We start from the raw sequence: 19652 nt of genomic DNA on the forward strand, positions 1-19652 counted from the left end.
GACGTCTCCTGAAACAGCTGATGTTATGAGGTGCGAGGCCGCTCTACGCTGACTTGGCGCGGCTTGTAGGCGACCGCCTTGATTTCGATGGCCAGATGCGGATGCGGCAGCTGGTGCACGGCGACCGTCGTGCGGGCCGGGCCCTCGACGTCGAAGTACTCGCCGTACACCGCGTTGTAGCCGCCGAAGTCGTTCATGTTGACCAGATACGTGCAGATTTCGACCACATCCTTCAGCGTCGCGCCTTCGGTCGCGAGAATGTCACGGATGTTGTCGAGCACCGCGCGTGTCTGCTCGCGGATGTCGAGCAGCATCGTGCCCATCGCGTCGGCCTGTGCGCCGGCGATGGTGTTATCGGCGCGACGCGAGCTCGTGCCCGATACGAACAGAAAGTCGCCGGCGCGCTTCAGGTGCGGATAGGCGCCACGCGGACGGGCTTTTTCGGGCAGCAGTCGGGAAGAAGCGGTCACGACGTCCTCACAATTTGACGCAGATGGTCGACAGCTCGGAATAAAAGTCGAGCGAATGACGGCCGCCTTCGCGACCCAGCCCCGAGTGCTTCGTGCCGCCGAACGGCGTGCGCAGATCGCGGCTGAACCAGGTATTGACCCAGACGAGGCCGGTATGCATCTGCCGCGACACGCGATGCGCGCGCGACAGGTTCGTGGTCCAGATGCAGGCGGCGAGCCCGTACGCGCTGTCGTTGACGCGGCGTACCACTTCGTCTTCCGCGTCGAAGGGCGCGATATGACATACCGGCCCGAAGATTTCCTCGCGCACGCAGCGCGCGCTGTCGGGCAGGCCGATCAGGATGGTCGGTTCGACATAGGCGCCGTGATCGCGCACGTCGCCGAACTTCGGCGCGCCGCCGCCGGTCACGACGGTAGCGCCTTCATCGACGGCGAGGCGGTAGTACGACAGCACCTTGTCGCGATGACCGTGCGAGATGACCGGCCCCATGTCGACGTTCGCTTCGTCCGGATAGCCGATCTTCATCGCCTCGGTCTTCTCCTTCAATGCCGCGACGAAACGCTCGAAGATCGGCCGCTCGACGTACACGCGCTCCGAGCACAGGCACACCTGGCCCGCGTTCGTGAAGCTCGAGCGGCGCACGCCTTCGACAGCGGCGTCGAAATCGGCATCGGCGAACACGACGGCTGCATTCTTGCCGCCGAGTTCGAACGAAATCTCCTTCACGTCGTCGGCCACCGCTTTCATGATCGCGCTGCCGGTGCGCGACTCACCCGTGAAGGTGATGGCCGACACGTCCTGGTGATGCGTCAGCGCCTCGCCCGCGGAGCCCGGCCCGAAGCCGTGCACGAGGTTGAAGACGCCCGCGGGCACGCCTGCTTCGTGCATCACTTCCGCCAGCAGCGACGCCGACGAAGGCGTCTCCTCCGACGGCTTCACAACCACGCAGTTGCCCATCGCCAAGGCGGGCGCGACCTTCCACGTGAGCAGCAGCATCGGCAGATTCCACGGCGAGATGATGCCCACCACGCCGAGCGGCTTGCGCACCACGTAGCTGAACTGGTCGGAACCATCGGCCGCTCGGCTTTCGAAAAGCTCGTTCGGGGTGGTCGAGATCAGTTGCGCGAAGGTGCGGAAGTTGGCGACGCCGCGCGCGATATCGAGCGTGCGTGCCTGCTGGACCGGCCGCCCGGTATCGGCGACTTCGGCCGTGACGAAGTCGTCGAAGCGACGCTCGATGCCGTCGGCGATCCGGTTCAGCAGCGCGGCGCGCTGCTGGATGTCATAGCGGCCCCATGGGCCCTCGAGCGCGGCGCGTGCCGCCGTCACCGCGCGGTCCACTTCGGCCTTGCGTGCTTCGCTGACGAACGCGAGCAGTTCGCCCGTCACCGGACTGCGATTCTCGAAGCGCGCATCGCTCGCCACGAACTCGCCGCCGATATAGTGGCGCAGCAAAGGCGGCGCACCCGCGGCGGACGAAGAAGGAAACGAAAACGGATAGCTCATCTGCATAGTTCCTGCGTAGAACGGATGCACTGAGTCTAAAAGGCCGTTTCCATAAAAAATAATAACGATTTCGTTCGCTGATATTCCATTCCAGTATACCAGTGCCGGCATGCGTCAGGCCGGGCCGAGCCGCGCGCGCACGCTCATTCGGCGATACGCGCCGCGCTCTCACGCAGGCACGCAATGAAACGCTCGCAGGCAGGACTGACTTTCCGGTCGGCGCGTGTCGAAAAGCCGACCGCGCCAAAGTCCGCGGCTTCGCGCAGATCCACGATCGCGAGCAGCCCCGCGTCGACGAACTGCTGCGCAGCCGCGCGCGGCATCAGCGCGACGCATGCGCGCTCGAGCAGCAGGCCGATGTTGGTCAGCATCGACAGCGACTCGACGCGGTCCACCGGCAGCGGCAGACCGGCGTCCTGGAACAGCTGTTCCGCGCGGATGCGCGTCGGCGAATCGGCAAGCGGCAGGATCCACGGCAGGTTCGCTAGATCGGCGAGCCGCGGACGCTTCGGCAGTGTGAGCGTGTGACGCGCGCCGACCACCACGCAGATCGACTCCTGAAACAGCACCTCGTGCTGCAACGGAAACGCGTTCGCAAGCGGCAACTCGCGCTCGGGCAAACGGCCGACCACGATGTCGAGATCGCCCGTCGCGAGCGCGGGAAACAGCTGGGCGGTGCCCGCTTCGCGCACCGTGACGAGCATGCCCGGCGCCTGCTCCTTCAGGAGCCGGATCGCCATCGGCAGCAGTCGCGCCGATGCGACGATCAGCGTGCCGACGATCAGATGCCCCGCCGTACCGCCCTGCAACGCGTTGATTTCGTCGGTCAGATAGCGCAGCTCGGTATTCATCGATTTTGCGCGACGGCCCAGCAGGCGGCCGAGCTCGGTCGGCACCACGCCGCGATTCGTGCGCTCGAATAGAGGCGCGCTGAAGAATGCTTCGAGTTCCTGCACGGCCTTGGTGATCGCGGGCTGCGTCATGCCCAGCTCCTTTGCCGCGCGTAGCAGCGAACCGGTATCGATGACCTTCGCGACGAGTATCAGCTGCTGCAGTTTCAGCTTGCGCGACAGTGAGACGTGCGACAGCTCCGGAACGCGTTCAAGCGGGCGGCGTACGTCCTTGTTCATGTTCGATCTCCTCCAGTGTTCGTGATCCGCGTGTCGACGACGACGCGCCGATCGCCGCAGATATTACCGTTTCGACTACCCACAGCGGGTCTTTTCATTATTTTTTCCGCACGGCTCGCTCTAGATTCTCAGTGCTTTTCGCCCGAGCCTGCCGGAGCAGGCCGCAAGGCAACCTCGATGTTGCCCGTCATCCACGCTCAAGCGAGCCGATCATAATCAGGAAAGCGGATGAATAAAACCAGGACCCTAGCCGCGGCCGCAATGGCTTGTGCCGGCGCCGCCGCGACACCCCACGCGTTCGCGCAAAGCAGCGTGACACTGTACGGGATCGTCGATGAAGGACTGACGTATACGACCAATCAGAACGGCCATAGCAACTGGCAGATGCAAAGCGGCGTCTCGCAAGGATCGCGTTGGGGCCTGCGCGGCGCGGAACATCTCGGTGGCGGCATGCGCGCGATCTTCGTGCTCGAAAACGGCTTCGATCCGTCGACCGGCGCGCTCGGACAGAACCGCCGCCTGTTCGGCCGCAACGCCTATGTCGGCCTCGATTCGCGTTTGGGCACGCTGACGCTCGGCCGTCAGTACGAGTTCATGACCGACTACGTCTCACCGGTCAGCGCGCAGGGCCAGTGGGGAATCTACTTTGCGCACGCAGGCGACGTCGATAATCTGAATGGCACGTTTCGCGTGAACAACGCGGTCAAGTACCAGAGCCCCAGTCTCGGTGGATTCCATCTTGGCGCGCTCTATTCGTTCGGCGGACAACCGGGTTCGTTCGCCACCTATAGCGTCGTGAGCATCGGCGCGAATTACAGCAACAACGGATCGTTGTATGCCGCGGCCGCTTATACGCACATCAATAGCCCGTACGCGGCCGTGTTCGATTCACTGCCGAAAAACGCGCTCTATACGCGTTATCTGTCCAGTTCGACCAGTCAGGATATCTACGGTATCGGCGCGACGTACCTGGTCGGTTCGTTCAAGTTCGGCCTGAACGCGACGCGCACCGTGTTTCATTCCGGACTCGACGGCGCGAACGTCGACTTCAACAACTATGAAGCCTGGCTCGGCTACTACATCACGCCCGTGCTGCAGGTAGGCGGCGGCTATACGCTCAGCGACGTCGACGAACATGCGACCGGCAACAAGCCACGCTATCAGCAGGCAAACCTGATGCTCGATTACTTCCTGTCGAAACGCACCGACGTGTATGCGATGGCGGCATGCCTGACCGGCAGCAGCGGCACGCATGCGCAGATGGACTACGTGAGCGCCGCGTCGGCGAATAACCGGCAAGCGTTGTGGCGTGTGGGGATTCGCCACAAGTTCTGACGTGCCGGATTCGGCGGTACACGTGGCGCTAAGGCGATAGCAGGCGCACGCCGCCTGCTATCGGTTGCCAACGGCACTGTCACGTTGCCGAGATGGTCGAGTAAGATCGCGTGATGAAGAATGCAAAATCGCGCTACCACGGTCATCGTTTTCCGATGGCGGTCATCAGCAGTCGTCAACTGACGCGCGAACGCGAGCGACGCATGCGTGGTTTCCGCGATCGTGAGCGCACGCAGGCTTTCCTGTCGAGCTTCGGTCCGATCCGGCAGTACTTCGCGCTCAAGCGACATCTACTGCGCGCCTCGCTCTATCGCAAACAACTCGCCGCACGCTTCGCCGCCTGGCATCGCTTCACTGAGATCACCAGAAATCCGTCCGCTTTCTGAGCAAATGCGCGCCTGTCCGCTATTGCGTCGCAAACGCTTTAACGTGACAGCGCCCTCCGGCGTCGTGCTCGCCGGTTCCCGCCCGTCGCACGGCGACGGCACGTCATTCACGGCAGACAGCCGAGCCCTGCCAGCGTCTCCTCGACGGCCGTATCGAGCGGCGTCACCGGCTCACGGCCGAGCACCGCCGTCACGCGCGCGTTGTCCATGCGGATCGGCTCGCGCCACAGGTAGCGCATTTCGAGCAATTCGCGCAGCGTCGTGACGAACGGCGACGCGGCCCACACGAACCACCACGGAAAATTCCGCAGCGCCGGCCGCAATCCGTGCCGCTGCGCGACGCGGCACACGGCCTGCGCCATCTGCGTCCCGTCCGCATCCCAGTGCCCGCCGAGATGAAAGCGCGCGAACGGCTCCAGCGTGTCGCGACGTTCGATCAGCTCGACCATCGCGCGCGCGACGTCCGGCACATACGCCCATTGATGGCCGACGCCGGGCCGCCCCGGCACGCTGACGGCCGCGACGGGCCGGCCGGGCTTGACGAGCCCCAGCGAAAACCAGTTGCTTGCCGAGCGCGGGCCGAAGAAGTCGCCGGCGCGCACAACGATCGTCCGGACGCCCCGTGCGGTGGCGGCCTGCAGCCGGCGCTCGAGTTCGACGCGGATCGCGCCCTTGCGGGTCGACGGATGCTGCGGGGCGTCCTCCCGCAAGACAGGAAACGCGTCGGCGCCGTAGTTGTAGACCGTGCCCGGCAGCACGACGGTCGCGCCCGCCGACGCGGCCGCCGCGATCGTGTTGTCGACCATCGGCAGCACCAGTTCGGACCAGCGGCGGTATCCCGGCGGATTGACCGCATGGACGATCACGCTGCAGCCGCGCGCCGCCTGCATCACCGCTTCGCGATCGAGCGCGTCGCCGCGGATCCACGTCATGCCGTCGCGCTGTAACGTCGCGGTCTCAAGCCCGCGCTGCAATGCGCGCACCTGCCAGCCCGCGTCGCGCAGCTGCCGCGCGACCTCGCCGCCAATCCCACCGGTCGCGCCGAGCACCAGCGCATGCCTGTCGGATGCCGGCATACCGGATACCCGCATGTCGGCTACCCGCATGTCGGATACCCGCATGTCGGATACCCGCATCTCCGCTTCGTGGAAGTTCGTTGCCATCGCCGCTCTCCTTGCATGAATCATCGACGGCACATTCTGGCGCGCATCGGGATCACAAGGAATTGGCGAGCATAGTGGATCTGTTATACATTTTCGTATGGCCTCCGATCTCAACTGGGAACTGTATCGAACCTTCCTCGCGGTGCTGACCGAAGGGTCGCTGTCTGGTGCGGCGCGCGCGCTCGGCATCACGCAACCAACGGCCGGCCGCCACGTCGCCGCACTCGAAGCCGCGTTCGGTCAGACCCTGTTCACGCGCTCGCCGTCCGGCCTGCTGCCGACCGAGGCCGCACTCGCGTTGCGCGGCCATGCCGAAGCGTTGCGCAGCGCCGCCGCCGCGTTCGAGCGCGCAGCGGCCAGTCGCGGGGACGGCGTCAGCGGCGTGGTGCGCATTTCGGCGAGCGACGTGATCGGCGTCGAGGTGCTGCCGCCCGTGCTGACGCGGCTGCGGCACGATCATCCCGAACTCGTCGTGGAACTGGCGACGACCGACCGCATCCAGGACGTGCTGAAGCGCGAAGCCGACATCGCGGTCCGCATGGCGCCGCCCGCGCAGGACGCGCTCGTCGCGCGGCGCATCGGCAGCATCGAATTGGGGATGTATGCGCGAGACGACTACCTGGCCGCGCATGGCATGCCGGCGACGCTGGGCGAGCTTGCCCGGCACGCGCTGATCGGGTTCGATGAGACGACGCCGTTCTTGCGCGCCGCAGGCAAAGCGCTACCGGCCTGGAACCGGGATGCATTCGCGCTGCGCTCGGACAGCAACCTCGCACAGCTCGCGATGATCCGGGCCGGTTACGGGATCGGCATCTGCCAATGCGGGCTCGCGCAACGCGATGCGCGGCTCGTGCGCGTGCTGCCTGCACAGGTCGCGCTGCCGCTGGAGACGTGGGTCGTCATGCACGAGGACCTGCGCACGAGCCCGCGCTGCCGTGCGACGTTCGATGCGCTGGTGCGGGGGTTGCGCGCGTATGTCGACGGGGAGCCGGAATGACGGTGGCGCCCAAGGAATGCCGCGTCACACCAGCAACTGCCTTCCGAGCACCTCGCGCGCCTGCGTCACTGCTCCCATTCTCCGGGCATCGGCGGCGGCATGTGCAGATGTGACGTTGTTGAACACGCGACGGCAAACGCGCGCCGCTCATCCGCGCGGCTTGCGTTTCGCGTGGCGCGCTTCCCACGCGGCCAGCTCGGCCCGGTAGCGCTCCATCGCGTCTTCGTACAGATCGAACACACAGGGCGAGCATCCGCTGTTGCAGCAATCCTCGAGTTCCGGCTGTTGTGGCGGTGTCGGACGCGGATCGTCGGGAGGCGAATCCTCGGAGGGTTTTTTCGGCACTGTGTGATCCGCTGACGTAGAGCGGTCAGTATAGGTCGATCCGGCCGGGCGCTTCGGAGGCTGATCGCCAGCCGCTGTAGGCGTAACCATCACGCACCGCTAACCGCCCCACACGCATCGTCCCGTTACTCCGAATTCGAAGCCCGCAGCCGGAGCCCCGGCTTCAGCGGCCCGCGGTACTGCAGCAGGAACACGCCGCCGAGGATGCAGGCCATCTCCGCGAGATCGGACGCACGCATCGGCTCGCGGCCGACCGGCACACCGACGGACAGGAGTATCCGTCAGTCCGCTGCCCCCGCATAGGCAGCCTTCAGCGCGGTGACGTCGAACTTCGTCATCTGCATCATCGCTTCGGCCACGCGCTTCGCCTTCGCCGGATCGGGGTCGGCCATCATCGGGATGAGATCGGCCGGAACGATCTGCCACGAAACGCCGAAGCGGTCTCTCAGCCAGCCGCAGCCGTCGGCCGAACCGCCGCCCTCGAGAAGGGCGCTCCAGTAGCGGTCGAGTTCCGCCTGATCGGCACAATTGACCAACAAGGAAATCGCGTGGCTGAACGACTCGCCTCGTTCAGCGCTCATCGCGAAGAAGGGCTGCCCGAAGAGCACGAACTCGACGAGCTTCGTGGAGCCGGCGCTCGGCACCGGCGTGACCCGAACCACACGCGAGTCCGGAAAGATGCCCGCATAGAAAGCGGCGGCCTCCTCGGCTTGCGTGGCGTACCAGAGAAAAGGCGTGATCTTCTGAATCGACATGGCGAATCTCCTGTCCGGGTTGGGGCAAACGCGGCGGCAAGCTGCATGCCGCCGTCGTGACGACGGAGGAAAGCCATCGAAATGTATACGCCGGGACCGAATAATTCACATTTTTCTGTCGGCTGCACCCATGCGGATACGACCCCGGCTGACGCGCCGTTTCGGCCCCCGATCAGGCGCCTGAAAATCAACCTTGCGTGAACGGCGGGGCGTCATTGCGGCGCCAGACCAGCCTACGCGACCTGCCCGCTCACCGGAATTGTCGCGCCTCGAATCGCCTGCGCGTCAACCGACAGCAGGAACGCGATCGTCGCCGCAATCTCGTGCGGTTGAACCCACTGCGTGAAATCCGCGTCGGGCATGTCCTTGCGGTTCTGCGGCGTGTCGATGATGCTCGGCGCGATCGCGTTGACCGTCACGGTCGTCTCGCGCAATTCCGCCGCAAGCGCTTCTGTCAGCCGCGCGACGCCCGCCTTCGCGGCCGCATAAGCGCCCATGCCGGGCCCCGCGTGGAGCGCCGCGCCTGCGCCGATGTTGATGATCCGTCCTGCCGGGCCGCTCAACAGATGCGGCAGCGCCGCCTTCGACGCATTCAGTGCCGTCTTGACGTTCAGTTCATACATCCGGTCCCAGGTTGCCGCGCTGCCGTCGGCCACCGTTTCCCACGCGAATGCGCCCGCGATATTGAGCAGCGCGTCGAGCCGGCCGAATTCGCGATGCACGGCATCAAGCGCCTGGCTGGCTGCCTGCGCGTCGACGAGATCCACGCCGCCGAGACAGCGCGCGCCGCCGAGGCCGGCGGGCAGCGCATCCGCCGCCGGCGCCGCGCCCCGTCCGATCAGCGCGATGCGCGCACCGCGTATGCCCAGCCACGCCCCCGTCGCGAGGCCGAGCTGGCCGAACCCGCCCGTAATTGCAATCACCTTGTCAATCGTGCCGGTTTCCATCGATTCCATCTCCTTTGTCGCTTCAATGCGGCAGCGTCATGCGTGACGCGCCCCGAGACGCAAGCATACGGCGTAACGCCGGTGATGGCCGGCGTCCGGGCATAATGCCGGGACCGGTCGGGCCGTTTGCGCCGCGCGCCGTTTCAACAGATGGCGCGCAACGGTCCCACCGAATCAATCATCGACCCTCAACCGATCAATTTCATGCAAGTGCTCGTCGTGGGATCCGGCAAGCTGGCGACCGAGTTGCTCCGCTCGCACAAGCTGGACAATACCTACCAAGTCATACCGTGGCCCGCCGACGGTCACATCGACGTCAGGTCGATCGTCGTGCACGCCGGCTCGGGCCGCGCCCTTCCCGCAGTCATCGCCGCATGCCGGGCGACGTGCTCGCCGCTCATCGAGCTGTCCACGGGCTCCGGGCTCGAGACCGGATCCCACGACTTCCCGGTCGTGCTGTGTCCGAACACGAACATCCTGATGCTCAAGTTCATGAGCATGCTCGAAGCGAGCGGCCACCTCTTTCGCGATTGCGCGATCAGCGTCGTCGAGTCGCATCAGGCGACGAAGACCTCGGTGCCGGGAACCGCCGTCAGCATCGGCCAGTCGCTCGGCGTGCCGCCTGACGCGATCCGCTCCGTTCGGGACCCGGCGGTCCAGCGTGACGAGCTTCGCATCCCCGCTGACGAACTCGCGCGTCATGCGTACCACCAGATCCGGATCGAAGACGGCGCATGCAGCCTGCAGTTCGAATCCCGCGTGTACGGGGCGTCGCCTTATGCGGACGGCGTGTCGTGCATCGTCGACGCCGTTCGTCGCCACGATCTCGACAACCGCCGTTACTCGATCATGGAGTTCATCGGAAACGGCTGGCTGTAGCGCGGACGCCGGCGTCTTCATTGCCGGCGCCCGCGCGCAGGACCGCCGGCAACGCTGCCTGAGCCAGCCAGGCCAGTGCGACGACCGCGCCCGCCTGCGCGAACCGACGCGCGATCGCCGCGCCGATGCCCTGCGCGGCCCCGGTGACGAGCACGACGCGCCCGGCGAAATCGGCGCGGAGGCGGCCGCTGCCGAGCACGACGCTCATTGCCCGGCCTCGCCGTCGAGCGGATGAAGCGTTTCGTTCAGCACGTGCGCATGCGCGCCGACCGGGAAATTCGACAGCGAGCCGAAGTCGCCGCCCTGATAGCCGAAGATCTTGCCGTCCGTCTTGCGCTGCGCGAGGTCGATCAGCACGACGCCGAGCGTCGGGATCACCTTCTCGCGCCACACGAACAGATACAGCGCGTCCGCGAGCTTGATGTAGTGACAACGGTCCACGTCGGCCAGCCCGCGCTCGACGCCTTCCAGGCATTGCCACGCGTAGAAGTTTTCGTTCAGGTAGATGTGCTCGTAGCATTCGGTCGGGCTGTAGCGGTACATCGTCCGCTTGCCGATCAGCTCGCGGGTCGGCGCATGCAGCGGCCCCGGCCGCGCATGGCCGCCGAGCGTGCCGTGACGGAACGCGACGTCGACGCCCGTCAGCGGCAGCCCGCGCGCCACGCGAGTGAACGCGTCGACGTGCGTGTCCGCCTCGGTCGGCAACGTGCCGCTCACCGATGTCCACACGCCGTTCTCCAGGTCGATCACCAGGCTCACCGACCTCGCGCGCGCCGCCGAATCGACGTAGTCGACGAAGTACAGCCCCTTGCGCAGCCGCGTCACACGGCAAGGCTCGTGGCCATGCGCATCGGTCGCCGCGTCGCGCCATTGCAACGCGCGCGGCTCGAACGTATGGATGCGCGATGCGCCGGACGCGTGGTCGAGCGTGAGCGTCTGGCCCGCGAGCGAATCGACCGGCGCGAGGATGTTCGCGTCCGGCGCAAAGCCGTCCGCGAGCGCGCCCACCTGAATGAATACCGGATCCTGTCGTTCCACCTGCCGTCTCCCGTGCAGCTTCAGGCCCGGCGGGCCATGTACGCTGCTCACACACATGGTGCGGGCAGCGCGCCGCGCGCGGTATCGGCCAAAAGGATGAAGGGCGCGCGCCGCCGGAACGCGCTAAAGTGCGTGAGTTCCGCGCCAGGGCCGGCGTGCGAGGAGCGCGCATGCATCGTGTCACCCACTACCGCCGTACAAGCGAAGGCATCGAGGCGATCAGCCTCGATTCGGATCGCGCGTTCCCGCGTCATGCGCACGACGAATTCGGGGTCGGCATGATCGTCAGCGGCGCGCACCGGTCGTGGAGCGGACGCGGGCAGGTCGACGCGCTGGCCGGCGACGCGATCATGGTGAATCCGGGCGAAATGCACGACGGCGCGCCGCTCGGCACGCACGCGCAGCGGAGCTGGCGGATGCTGTACCTGGCGCCGGCGCTCGTCGCCGGCGTCGCGGCCGACGAAGGGCTCGGCGGCGTCGAGCTCGCGCATCCGGCCGTGCGCGATGCGCGGCTGGCCGCGGCCGTAAGCCGGCTGTACGCGCACATCGTCGGTGGCGACGACGAAGCACCACTCGCGCGCGACGAAGCGCTCGTGACGCTCGTCGCGGGGCTGCTGGCGCGGCATGCGAGCCGCGTGCTGCCGCAGTCGGGCGTCGCGCCCGCGGTCCACGCGGCGCGGGAACGGCTCGATGCGGCGCCCGCCGCGCCGGTGTCGCTCGCCGAGCTCGCGGATTTGAGCGGCGTGAGCCGCTTCCAGCTGCTGCGCGGCTTCGCGCGCGAAGTCGGCATCACGCCGCATGCGTACCTGATCCAGTCGCGCACGCGGCTCGCCCGCGCGCTGCTCGCGAGCGGCCGGCCGATCGCGGATGCGGCGGCCGAAGCGGGGTTCGCCGACCAGAGCCACCTGACGCGGGCGTTTGCGCGGCAGTTCGGCATCACGCCCGGGCAGTTCGCGCAGGCGCTGCGGTAGCCGGCGAAGGAGCCGCCGGGCCGCGATCCGGATCCGGCCGCTACAGCGCCCCCCGGTTCGTTCCTTCGCCTCCCTTGCCTGTCCGCTTCCCTCGCTTCCTTTTCTTTCGCCGCACCACCCCGATTGCATCCCCCTCAAGCTGCAATTTCCTTCAAGACGCACGCCCCGTCACCGCGCGACGATGCGCGGCATGAAGACACGACTGAGCGGCTACCTCTATCTCGCCGCCGCGATGACCGGCGTCGGCAGCACCGTCATCGCGAGCCGCATCGCCGCCGACGGTCTGCCGCCGTTCACGGCGACCGCGCTGCGTTTCCTGATCGCCACGCCGCTGCTGTTCGCCCTGATGCGCATGCAGCGGCTGCGCTGGCCGCGGCTCTCGCTGCGTGACGCGGTGCTGCTCGTCGTGCAGGCCGCGGCCGGCGGCGTCGGTTACACCGTGCTGCTGATCTGCGGCACGCGGCTGTCGTCGCCGCTCGAAGCGGGCGTGATGCTCGGCACGCTGCCGGCGATGTCGACGCTGATTGCAGCGGTCGTGCTGCGCGAACGGCAGACGCCGCGTGATTGGGCGGCCGCCGCGCTCGCGACGTCCGGCGTGTTGTTCGTCACGTTCACGCCCGGCCACGCGCTGCCGTCGCTACAGACGCTCGCCGGCAACGTGCTGGTGCTGGCCGCCGTCGCATGCGAAGCCGTGTTCATCCTGCTCAACCGACGGCTCGCCGCGCCGCTCGCGCCGCTCACGCTGTCGACGGCGATGTCCGGTCTCGGCTTCGTGCTCGCGCTGGTTCCGGCGGCATTCGAATGGCATGTGGCCACCGCAGGCTGGACGACCGACGCGGCCGCGGCGATCGCATACTACGCGCTGGTGCCGACCGTGCTCGGCTACCTGGCCTGGTACGCCGGTTCGGCGCGCACGAGCGGCACCGAGGCGGCACTGTTCACCGCGGTCGCGCCCGTGTCGGCCGTGTTGTTTGCGGTCGCCTTGTTCGGCGAGACACTGACCGCGACACGGCTTGCCGGCATCGCGTTCGTCATTGCCGGCATGCTGGTCGGCGCCACGCGACGGCGTGCCGCCCCTTCGCGCACGCCGGGCACGCGATCGGCATAAGCACCGCCTGGCCGGACGAATGCCCCTCACTTGCCACAAAAGAAAAGCGCCGCGCTGCCCCGCTCTCCGGGGAACAGCACGGCGCTCGTCGCGTCTCGTCGAGGATCGCGGCTAACGTCGGTGGCTTACTTGGCCTTTTCCGCCGTATCGCTGATCGCCTGCCCGCCCTTCGAAATATCCTGGCCCACGCCGGCGATCGTATTGCAACCGGCAAGCGCGGCGGTCACCACCAGCAGCATTGCAGCAATCGTACGCGTCATTCTCCATCTCCTTCGAGTCGGTAAGCCCGAACGGGCGAATCATGAATCATCGGCGACATGGCGCCCTGCGGTAGGCAGGCGACGGGGCCTGACCTGATTATACGGAGACCGCCGTGGCGCGCCAGTCCGGACCGGACGGGTGTCGCGGGTACCGCACCACGATCCCTGCAAGTTTTCCTTGACTTCGTCCGGCTTCGAACTAATATACGCACCGCGTATATTTTCCCGCGAGGTACCGCCGATGACCGTTCCGCAGCAAGCCTTCCTCCGCGACGCGATGCGCCGCCTCAACATGACCCGCGAAACCTTCGCGAACCGTATCGGCGTCAGCCGGCGCGCGCTGGATACGTGGCTGCTTCCCGACGATTCGCAGGAGTCGCGCGGGATGCCGGAGATCGTCGAGCGCTTCGTATCGGAGATCGTCGATCGGTCCGCGCCGGACGGCGGCGACTATACGCAAAGCGTAGATCAACAAGGGCTGGCGAAGCAGTTCCTGTTCGAAGGCAAGCCGCAGCTGCTGTCGGTCGACCAGTTCTCGCGGGATTCGGTCGAGGCGCTGTTCCGCGTCGCCGACGTGATGCAGCCGATCGCGCGCCGCCGCAAGATTTCGCGCGTACTGGAAGGCGCGGTGCTCGGCAACCTGTTCTTCGAGGCCAGCACGCGCACCCGTGTGTCGTTCGGCGCGGCGTTTTGCCGGCTCGGCGGCTCGGTGTGCGACACGACCGGCTTCACGTTCTCGTCGATGGCGAAGGGCGAATCGATCTACGACACGAGCCGCGTGATGTCCGGCTATGTCGATGCGCTGGTGATCCGCCATCCCGAGAAAGGCTCGGTCGCCGAATTCGCGCGCGCAACCAACCTGCCGGTGATCAACGGCGGCGACGGTCCCGGCGAGCATCCGAGCCAGGCGCTGCTCGACCTGTACACGATCCAGCGGGAATTCTCGCGGCTCGGCAAGATCGTCGACGGCGCGCACATCGCGCTCGTCGGCGACCTCAAGTACGGCCGCACCGTGCATTCGCTCGTCAAGCTGCTCGCGCTGTATCGCGGGCTCAAGTTCACGCTCGTATCGCCGCCGACGCTCGAGATGCCTGCGTACATCGTCGACCAGATCTCGACGAACGGCCATGTGATCGAACAGACGCACGACCTCGCCGCAGGGCTGAAGGGCGCGGATGTCGTCTACGCGACGCGGATCCAGAAGGAGCGCTTCACCGACGAGTCGTTCGAAGGCTATACGCCCGATTTCCAGATCAACCAGGCGCTCGTCGATGCCGTCTGCGGGCCGGACACGCTGATCATGCACCCGCTGCCGCGCGACAGCCGCCCGGGCGCGAACGACCTGTCGGTCGACCTGAACCGCGACCCGCGCCTCGCGATCTTCCGGCAGACCGACAACGGGATTCCGGTGCGGATGGCGATCTTCGCGGTGCTGCTCGGCGTCGAGAACCTCGTGCAGCACTCGATGCGCGACGCGACGTGGCGTCCGCCCGCGTATCTCGGGCCGGAGGATGCGGTGTTTCACGGGATTGATTGAGAAGCGACGAACATCGCGCCCGGCTTGCTGCCACTTCAGGCCGGACGCACACATTCGACAGACAGAGCGCCGGACTGGACGGCGCTCTTTTAGTTTTGGCGACGATCCGCCAGTCTGCAACTACGGGCTACAAGGCCCACGGATTGATCACCCGAAGACCCGCCGCCTCAAACGGAGCGGTATCGCGCGTCGCAACGATCAAGCCATTCGCCTCTGCAGTGGCGGCAATATAGCCGTCGGCAGGCGCAATCGCGCTCCCTGCGGCACGGGCACGCGCACGAATATTCGCATACGCTTTACTGGCCGCCTCATCGAACGGCAGGATCCGGCCTCGAAACACCGACACAACACGATGCTCGACGCTTTGATGCATCCAGTCTCGCCTCCGCCCTTCAGGCAACGCCGCGACGCCAAATCTCATTTCAGCAAGACTGATCGCCGCGAGAAATAACGTCTCGACGTTTTGGGCGTCGAGCCATTCCACCACCGCTTCACACGGCTCAGGGCGCAGTGGCTCGGAAACAACGTTCGTATCAACAAGGATCATTCGAAGCTCATCGGCTCAGTTGGCGTCTTGTCACGCTGGACGTCGAGCTCGACGCCCCCTGCCTCCCGCCCGATTTCCGCCAACAGCGTTCCCAGCTTGATACGCCCTTCCGGACGAACCGCTTGTTCGAGAATGTCACGCACTTCCGCCTCCGTACTGCGCCCGTGCTTGGCCGCACGAATTCGGAGGGCGCGATGCACTTCATCAGGCAAATTTCGGACGGTAATCACCGGCATGATGCACTCCATCGAAATGCTTTCAATGCATTCATTCTAGCATTTTGCTATCAATCGAGTAGGCACCATGACTCGATCACTCTAACCCTTCTGCCGATCTCGTCCCACTCGGCCAATTGGCCGACGCCTCAGTCGCCCCGCCCCGTCAACTCATCCGCAACATTCCTCAATACTTCCGCTCAAACGCGAACACGAACGCTTCTCATTTAATAAAAAATTACATAGAATGCCGCCTGAAACCAAATCGTAATAATTCCCGGCGGCGTCAACGTTCTTGCAGCGATCGCGCCCGGGCCACACCAGACGAGGTCGAAGCGCTGATGAAGTCCCGCCCTGACGAGCTGAAGCTCGGTAAGTTCACCACCCTGTGCAGCGTGCTTGCCGCGACCCCGGCGTTCGCCGACGGTACGCCACCCGCCGGCAGCGACGGTCATCTCGCGCCGATCGAGATCAAGGGTAAGGCCGAGCAAAGCTACAAGGCCGACTTCTCCGCGTCGGCGAAATTCACCGCGCCGCTCGTCGACACGCCGAAATCCGTCACTGTCATCCCGCAGGAACTGATCCGGAACAGCGGCGCGTCGACGCTGACCGAAGCGCTGCGCACCACGCCCGGCATCACGTTCGGCGCCGGCGAAGGCGGCAACCCGCTCGGCGACCGGCCGTTCATCCGCGGCTACGACACGCAGGGCAGCATCTTCGTCGACGGGATGCGCGACACTGGCGCGACCACCCGCGAGATCTTCAACACCGAGCGCGTCGAGATCACGAAAGGCTCGGACGGCGCTTACGGCGGCCGCGGCGGCGCGGGCGGCAGCATCAACCTCATCACGAAGGCCCCGCACCTCGGCACGACGGCCGCCGCGAGCGCGGGCTTCGGTACCGACCGCTATCGCCGCTTCACGGCCGACGGCAACTGGCAGTTCGCCGATCACGCCGCGTTCCGACTGAACCTGATGAGCCACAACAACGACGTCGCCGGCCGCGACGCCGTCAACAACGAGCGCTGGGGCATCGCACCGTCGATCGCCTTCGGCCTCGGCACGGCGACCCGCGTCACCGCGAGCTACTACCACCTGTCCACCAACGACATGCCCGACGGCGGCATCCCGTACTTCTACACGGCGTCGAACAAACCCGCGAACGTCGGCACGATTTATCCGGCGCCGGTCGACCGCCACAACTTCTACGGCCTGATCGACCGCGACTTCCGCAAGACGACGTCGGACATCAGCACGCTGAAGATCGAGCACGACATCACGCCGTCGCTGACGATCCGCAACACGACGCGCTATACGGAATCGACGCAGGACTACATCTGGACGCAGCCGGACGACAGCCAGGGCAACGTGATCAACGGCAAGGTCTGGCGCCGCAACAACAACCGCGACAGCGCGATCAACAGCATCGCGAACCTGACCGAGCTGTTCGGCGAATTCCGCACCGGCCCGTTCAAGCACAGCTTCACGACCGGCATCGAGCTGTCGCGCGAATGGGGCAAGCGCGATTCGTACACCGTTGCAACGGATACCGGCAAGATCTGCCAGAACGGCATCGGTGCGCCGTCGAGCTATAACTGCACGAGCCTGTGGTCGCCGAACCCGGCCGATCCGTGGGCCGGCTCGATCTCGCGCGACAACGACTACGCGCATGCGCGCACCACGACGAAATCCATCTACGGCTTCGACACGATCGAACTGACGCCGCGCTGGCAGATCAACGCCGGCGTGCGCGTCGACGACTACTCGACCCGCTTCACCGACACCCGGAAGAACGGCGGCAAGACCTACACGCGCGACGACACGCTGTTCAACTGGCAGATCGGCGCGGTGTTCAAGCCCGCTCAGAACGGCAGCATCTATGCGTCGTATGCGACGTCGTCGACGCCGGCCGGCATGCTGCTCGGCGAAGGCAGCGAGTCGCAGTCGCTGACACCGGGCCGTGGCGGCGTCGGCCCGAACGCCGACCAGATGTCGCCGGAAAAGAACCGCAGCATCGAGCTCGGCACGAAGTGGAACGTGCTGAACGACAAGCTCGCGCTGACGGCCGCGCTGTTCCAGATCGATACGACGAACGCGCGCGTGACGCTGCCGAACAACCAGTACGCGATGGTCGGCAACAAGCGCGTGCAGGGTCTCGAGCTCGGCGTCGCGGGCCAGATCACGAAGCAGTGGCAGGTGTTCGGCGGCTATACGTACATGAAGAGCGAGCTACGCGACAACGGCAAGGACGCCGCCAACGACGGCCACCGCTTCCCGAACACGCCGAAGCACAGCTTCACGATGTGGAGCAACTACGACATGACGCCGAAGTTCACGGTCGGCGGCGGCGCGTTCTATATGTCGGAAGTGTTCGGCGACCCCGCGAACCTGCGCGCCGTGCCGTCGTACTGGCGCTTCGATGCGATGGCGCAGTACCGGATCAACAAGAAGCTCGACCTGCAGCTGAACGTGAACAACCTGTTCAACCGCACGTACTTCGATCAGGCGTATCCGGCGCACTACGCGTCGATCGCGCCGGGCCGCTCGGCATTCGTCACGCTGAACGCGCGTTACTGATCGATGGAGACCGTGTCGCTGAAGGCGCTCGCGTCGGTGTCGCCGCGCGCGTTCGCCGCGATTCTGGCCGGGCCGCCCGAGCGCGCCGCCGCGTGGGTCGCGGCGGCGGCCGACAACGGCATCGTCGAAGCGCAGGCCGTCTACGGACAATACCTGCTCGACGGCCACGGCGTGCCGCGCGATCCGGCGGCTGCCTTCACGTGGTTCCGCCATGCCGCGCGGGCGAATCACCCGATGGCGATGAACATGCTCGGCCGCTGCTACGAGTTCGGCTGGGGCACCGCCGTCTGCGCGCCGGTCGCCGTCTACTGGTACCGGCTCGCCGCGCAGGCAGGGCTCGACTGGGGCATGTACAACTACGCGACCGCACTCGCGCTCGGCAATGGCGTCGACGAAAATCGCGCCGAAGCGCTCGACTGGTTCCGGCGCGCGGCCGCACTCGGCCACGCGAAGTCGATCAACCTGATCGGCGGATTCTACGAGGACGGCTGGATCGTCGCGGCCGATGCCGACGCCGCGTTCGATCACTATCGCCGCGCGGCCGTTGCGGGCGATTTCCGCGGCCAGTTCAACTACGCGCGGCTGCTCGCCGAGCGCGGCCGAATCGACGACGCGCTCGCGTGGATCGCGCGCGTGCCGGCAACCGCGACGCCCGCGTTCGTCGCGAAGATGGTCGCACACCTCGCGGCCTCCCCGCTCGACGCGTTCCGCGCGGCGGCATCGAAACTTCAGACGAACGATCCGGAATCCATATCATGATGCTGCACATTCCCGGCGTGCTGACCCCAGCACAGGTCGCACAATGCCGCGAAATCCTCGACCATGCCGAATGGACCGACGGCAATGCGACGTCCGGTGCGCAGTCGGCGCTCGCGAAGCGCAACCGCCAGTTGCCGGAAGGCTCACCCGCGGCACGCGCGGTCGGCGACGCGATCCAGGATGCGCTCGCGCGCAATGCGCTGTTCTTTTCCGCGGCGCTGCCGCTCAAGGTGTTTCCGCCGCTGTTCAATCGCTACGAAGGCGGCGAAGCGTTCGGCACGCACGTCGACAACGCGATCCGGCTGCTGCGCGGCACGGATTTCCGCGTGCGCAGCGACCTGTCGGCGACGCTGTTTCTCGAAGCGCCGCACGCGTATGACGGCGGCGAGCTATGTGTGGAAGATACCTTCGGCGTGCATCGCGCGAAGCTGCCGGCCGGGGATCTCGTCCTTTATCCGGCATCGAGCCTGCACCACGTGACGCCAGTCACGCGCGGCGCGCGCGTCGCGTCGTTTTTCTGGATCCAGAGCATGGTGCGCGACGATGCCGATCGCACGCTGCTGTTCCAGCTCGATACGCAGATCCAGCAGCTCTCTGCGGACAAAGGCGCGCACGACCCGGGCGTGATCGCGCTGACCGGGATCTATCACAACCTGTTGCGACGGTGGGCGGATACCTGAGCCGAGTGGCGGGGCCACGCGACGCCCAGAAACGCGTGCCCCGCGGC

General features: G+C 66.2%; 20 protein-coding genes and 2 pseudogenes. 10 read left to right on the forward strand and 12 right to left on the reverse strand.

The features are described from left to right. Window positions 1–23 precede the first annotated feature (23 nt). The 3 genes from ACV22Z_RS02165 to ACV22Z_RS02175 all read right to left on the reverse strand — a co-directional run bounded on the left by ACV22Z_RS02165 (window position 24) and on the right by ACV22Z_RS02175 (window position 3107). Window positions 24–470 carry a RidA family protein gene (locus ACV22Z_RS02165; protein WP_448074672.1) on the reverse strand — a complete coding sequence of 149 codons (447 nt, stop codon included), beginning with the start codon at window positions 468–470 and terminating at the stop codon, window positions 24–26. Between the two features lie 7 nt (window positions 471–477). Continuing rightward, the gene (locus ACV22Z_RS02170) at window positions 478–1977 is read right to left on the reverse strand and encodes a 2-hydroxymuconic semialdehyde dehydrogenase (RefSeq protein WP_448075143.1); all 1500 of its coding nucleotides are present in this window, start codon (window positions 1975–1977) and stop codon (window positions 478–480) included. A 143-nt stretch (window positions 1978–2120) separates the two neighbouring features. Further along, window positions 2121–3107 (reverse strand): LysR substrate-binding domain-containing protein, encoded by a 987-nt coding sequence (locus ACV22Z_RS02175; RefSeq protein WP_448074673.1) that lies wholly within the window; start codon window positions 3105–3107, stop codon window positions 2121–2123. A gap of 228 nt (window positions 3108–3335) precedes the next feature. Here ACV22Z_RS02175 and ACV22Z_RS02180 point away from each other — a divergent pair, with 228 nt between their 5' ends. Both ACV22Z_RS02180 and ACV22Z_RS02185 read left to right on the forward strand, forming a co-directional pair. Continuing rightward, complete coding sequence (locus tag ACV22Z_RS02180; RefSeq protein WP_448074674.1) at window positions 3336–4442, forward strand: porin; 1107 nt, start codon at window positions 3336–3338, stop codon at window positions 4440–4442. Window positions 4443–4609: 167 nt separating this feature from the next. Further along, window positions 4610–4828 (forward strand): annotated as a pseudogene (locus ACV22Z_RS02185) (IS6 family transposase); the annotation flags it as partial. A gap of 107 nt (window positions 4829–4935) precedes the next feature. Here ACV22Z_RS02185 and ACV22Z_RS02190 read toward each other — a convergent pair. Beyond that, window positions 4936–5904: an NAD-dependent epimerase/dehydratase family protein gene (locus ACV22Z_RS02190; RefSeq protein ID WP_448075144.1), complete on the reverse strand. Its 969-nt coding sequence runs from the start codon at window positions 5902–5904 to the stop codon at window positions 4936–4938. A gap of 184 nt (window positions 5905–6088) precedes the next feature. Between ACV22Z_RS02190 and ACV22Z_RS02195 the strand changes: the two genes are divergently transcribed. Then, the gene (locus ACV22Z_RS02195) at window positions 6089–6988 is read left to right on the forward strand and encodes a LysR family transcriptional regulator (RefSeq protein WP_448074675.1); all 900 of its coding nucleotides are present in this window, start codon (window positions 6089–6091) and stop codon (window positions 6986–6988) included. 147 nt (window positions 6989–7135) lie between these two features. On the opposite strand, the gene ACV22Z_RS02200 is transcribed toward ACV22Z_RS02195, so the two are convergent. From ACV22Z_RS02200 to ACV22Z_RS02210, 3 genes are all read right to left on the reverse strand, one after another. Then, window positions 7136–7333 carry an oxidoreductase-like domain-containing protein gene (locus ACV22Z_RS02200; RefSeq protein ID WP_448074676.1) on the reverse strand — a complete coding sequence of 66 codons (198 nt, stop codon included), beginning with the start codon at window positions 7331–7333 and terminating at the stop codon, window positions 7136–7138. Between the two features lie 281 nt (window positions 7334–7614). After that, window positions 7615–8088: a VOC family protein gene (locus ACV22Z_RS02205; RefSeq protein WP_448074677.1), complete on the reverse strand. Its 474-nt coding sequence runs from the start codon at window positions 8086–8088 to the stop codon at window positions 7615–7617. A 233-nt stretch (window positions 8089–8321) separates the two neighbouring features. Then, entirely contained in the window at window positions 8322–9035 is a 714-nt protein-coding gene (locus ACV22Z_RS02210) for an SDR family NAD(P)-dependent oxidoreductase (RefSeq protein WP_448074678.1), read from the reverse strand. A 204-nt stretch (window positions 9036–9239) separates the two neighbouring features. On the opposite strand from ACV22Z_RS02210, the gene ACV22Z_RS02215 reads away from it, so the two are divergent. Next, window positions 9240–9914, forward strand: coding sequence for a dihydrodipicolinate reductase (locus tag ACV22Z_RS02215; RefSeq protein ID WP_448074679.1), 675 nt, complete (start codon window positions 9240–9242; stop codon window positions 9912–9914). 1 nt (window position 9915) lies between these two features. Here ACV22Z_RS02215 and ACV22Z_RS02220 read toward each other — a convergent pair. Both ACV22Z_RS02220 and ACV22Z_RS02225 read right to left on the reverse strand, forming a co-directional pair. Then, window positions 9916–10122 (reverse strand): annotated as a pseudogene (locus ACV22Z_RS02220) (SDR family NAD(P)-dependent oxidoreductase); the annotation flags it as partial. Next, window positions 10119–10952, reverse strand: a complete 834-nt coding sequence (locus ACV22Z_RS02225; RefSeq protein ID WP_448074680.1) for a molybdenum cofactor biosynthesis F family protein — start codon at window positions 10950–10952, stop codon at window positions 10119–10121. The pseudogene ACV22Z_RS02220 and the gene ACV22Z_RS02225, both read right to left, overlap by 4 nt. A 170-nt stretch (window positions 10953–11122) precedes the next feature. Here ACV22Z_RS02225 and ACV22Z_RS02230 point away from each other — a divergent pair, with 170 nt between their 5' ends. Together ACV22Z_RS02230 and ACV22Z_RS02235 are read left to right on the forward strand one after the other, a co-directional pair. Beyond that, the gene (locus ACV22Z_RS02230; RefSeq protein ID WP_448074681.1) at window positions 11123–11923 is read left to right on the forward strand and encodes an AraC family transcriptional regulator; all 801 of its coding nucleotides are present in this window, start codon (window positions 11123–11125) and stop codon (window positions 11921–11923) included. Between the two features lie 190 nt (window positions 11924–12113). Continuing rightward, window positions 12114–13031: a DMT family transporter gene (locus ACV22Z_RS02235; protein WP_448074682.1), complete on the forward strand. Its 918-nt coding sequence runs from the start codon at window positions 12114–12116 to the stop codon at window positions 13029–13031. 125 nt (window positions 13032–13156) lie between these two features. Here the strand turns inward: ACV22Z_RS02235 and ACV22Z_RS02240 are convergent, their stop codons facing one another. Next, window positions 13157–13291, reverse strand: coding sequence for an entericidin A/B family lipoprotein (locus tag ACV22Z_RS02240; protein WP_029226154.1), 135 nt, complete (start codon window positions 13289–13291; stop codon window positions 13157–13159). 241 nt (window positions 13292–13532) lie between these two features. On the opposite strand from ACV22Z_RS02240, the gene ACV22Z_RS02245 reads away from it, so the two are divergent. Further along, window positions 13533–14828, forward strand: coding sequence for an aspartate carbamoyltransferase (locus tag ACV22Z_RS02245; RefSeq protein WP_448074683.1), 1296 nt, complete (start codon window positions 13533–13535; stop codon window positions 14826–14828). A gap of 127 nt (window positions 14829–14955) precedes the next feature. On the opposite strand, the gene ACV22Z_RS02250 is transcribed toward ACV22Z_RS02245, so the two are convergent. Together ACV22Z_RS02250 and ACV22Z_RS02255 are read right to left on the reverse strand one after the other, a co-directional pair. Then, a complete protein-coding gene (locus tag ACV22Z_RS02250; protein ID WP_448074684.1) occupies window positions 14956–15375 on the reverse strand; it encodes a PIN domain-containing protein in 420 nt (139 codons plus the stop codon). After that, a complete protein-coding gene (locus tag ACV22Z_RS02255) occupies window positions 15372–15611 on the reverse strand; it encodes a FitA-like ribbon-helix-helix domain-containing protein (protein ID WP_448074685.1) in 240 nt (79 codons plus the stop codon). The genes ACV22Z_RS02250 and ACV22Z_RS02255 overlap by 4 nt, the downstream gene beginning before the upstream one ends. A gap of 320 nt (window positions 15612–15931) precedes the next feature. On the opposite strand from ACV22Z_RS02255, the gene ACV22Z_RS02260 reads away from it, so the two are divergent. From ACV22Z_RS02260 to ACV22Z_RS02270, 3 genes are read left to right on the forward strand one after another with little or no spacing between them, the layout of a single operon-like run. Beyond that, on the forward strand, window positions 15932–18166 hold the full coding sequence (locus ACV22Z_RS02260; protein WP_448074686.1) for a TonB-dependent receptor: 2235 nt from the start codon (window positions 15932–15934) through the stop codon (window positions 18164–18166). Window positions 18167–18169: 3 nt separating this feature from the next. Continuing rightward, window positions 18170–18925, forward strand: coding sequence for a tetratricopeptide repeat protein (locus ACV22Z_RS02265; RefSeq protein WP_448074687.1), 756 nt, complete (start codon window positions 18170–18172; stop codon window positions 18923–18925). Beyond that, window positions 18922–19605, forward strand: coding sequence for a Fe2+-dependent dioxygenase (locus ACV22Z_RS02270; protein ID WP_448074688.1), 684 nt, complete (start codon window positions 18922–18924; stop codon window positions 19603–19605). Before ACV22Z_RS02265 ends, ACV22Z_RS02270 begins: the two co-directional genes overlap by 4 nt. The last annotated feature ends 47 nt before the right edge of the window (window positions 19606–19652 follow it).

The organism is Burkholderia sp. PU8-34 (assembly GCF_053427725.1).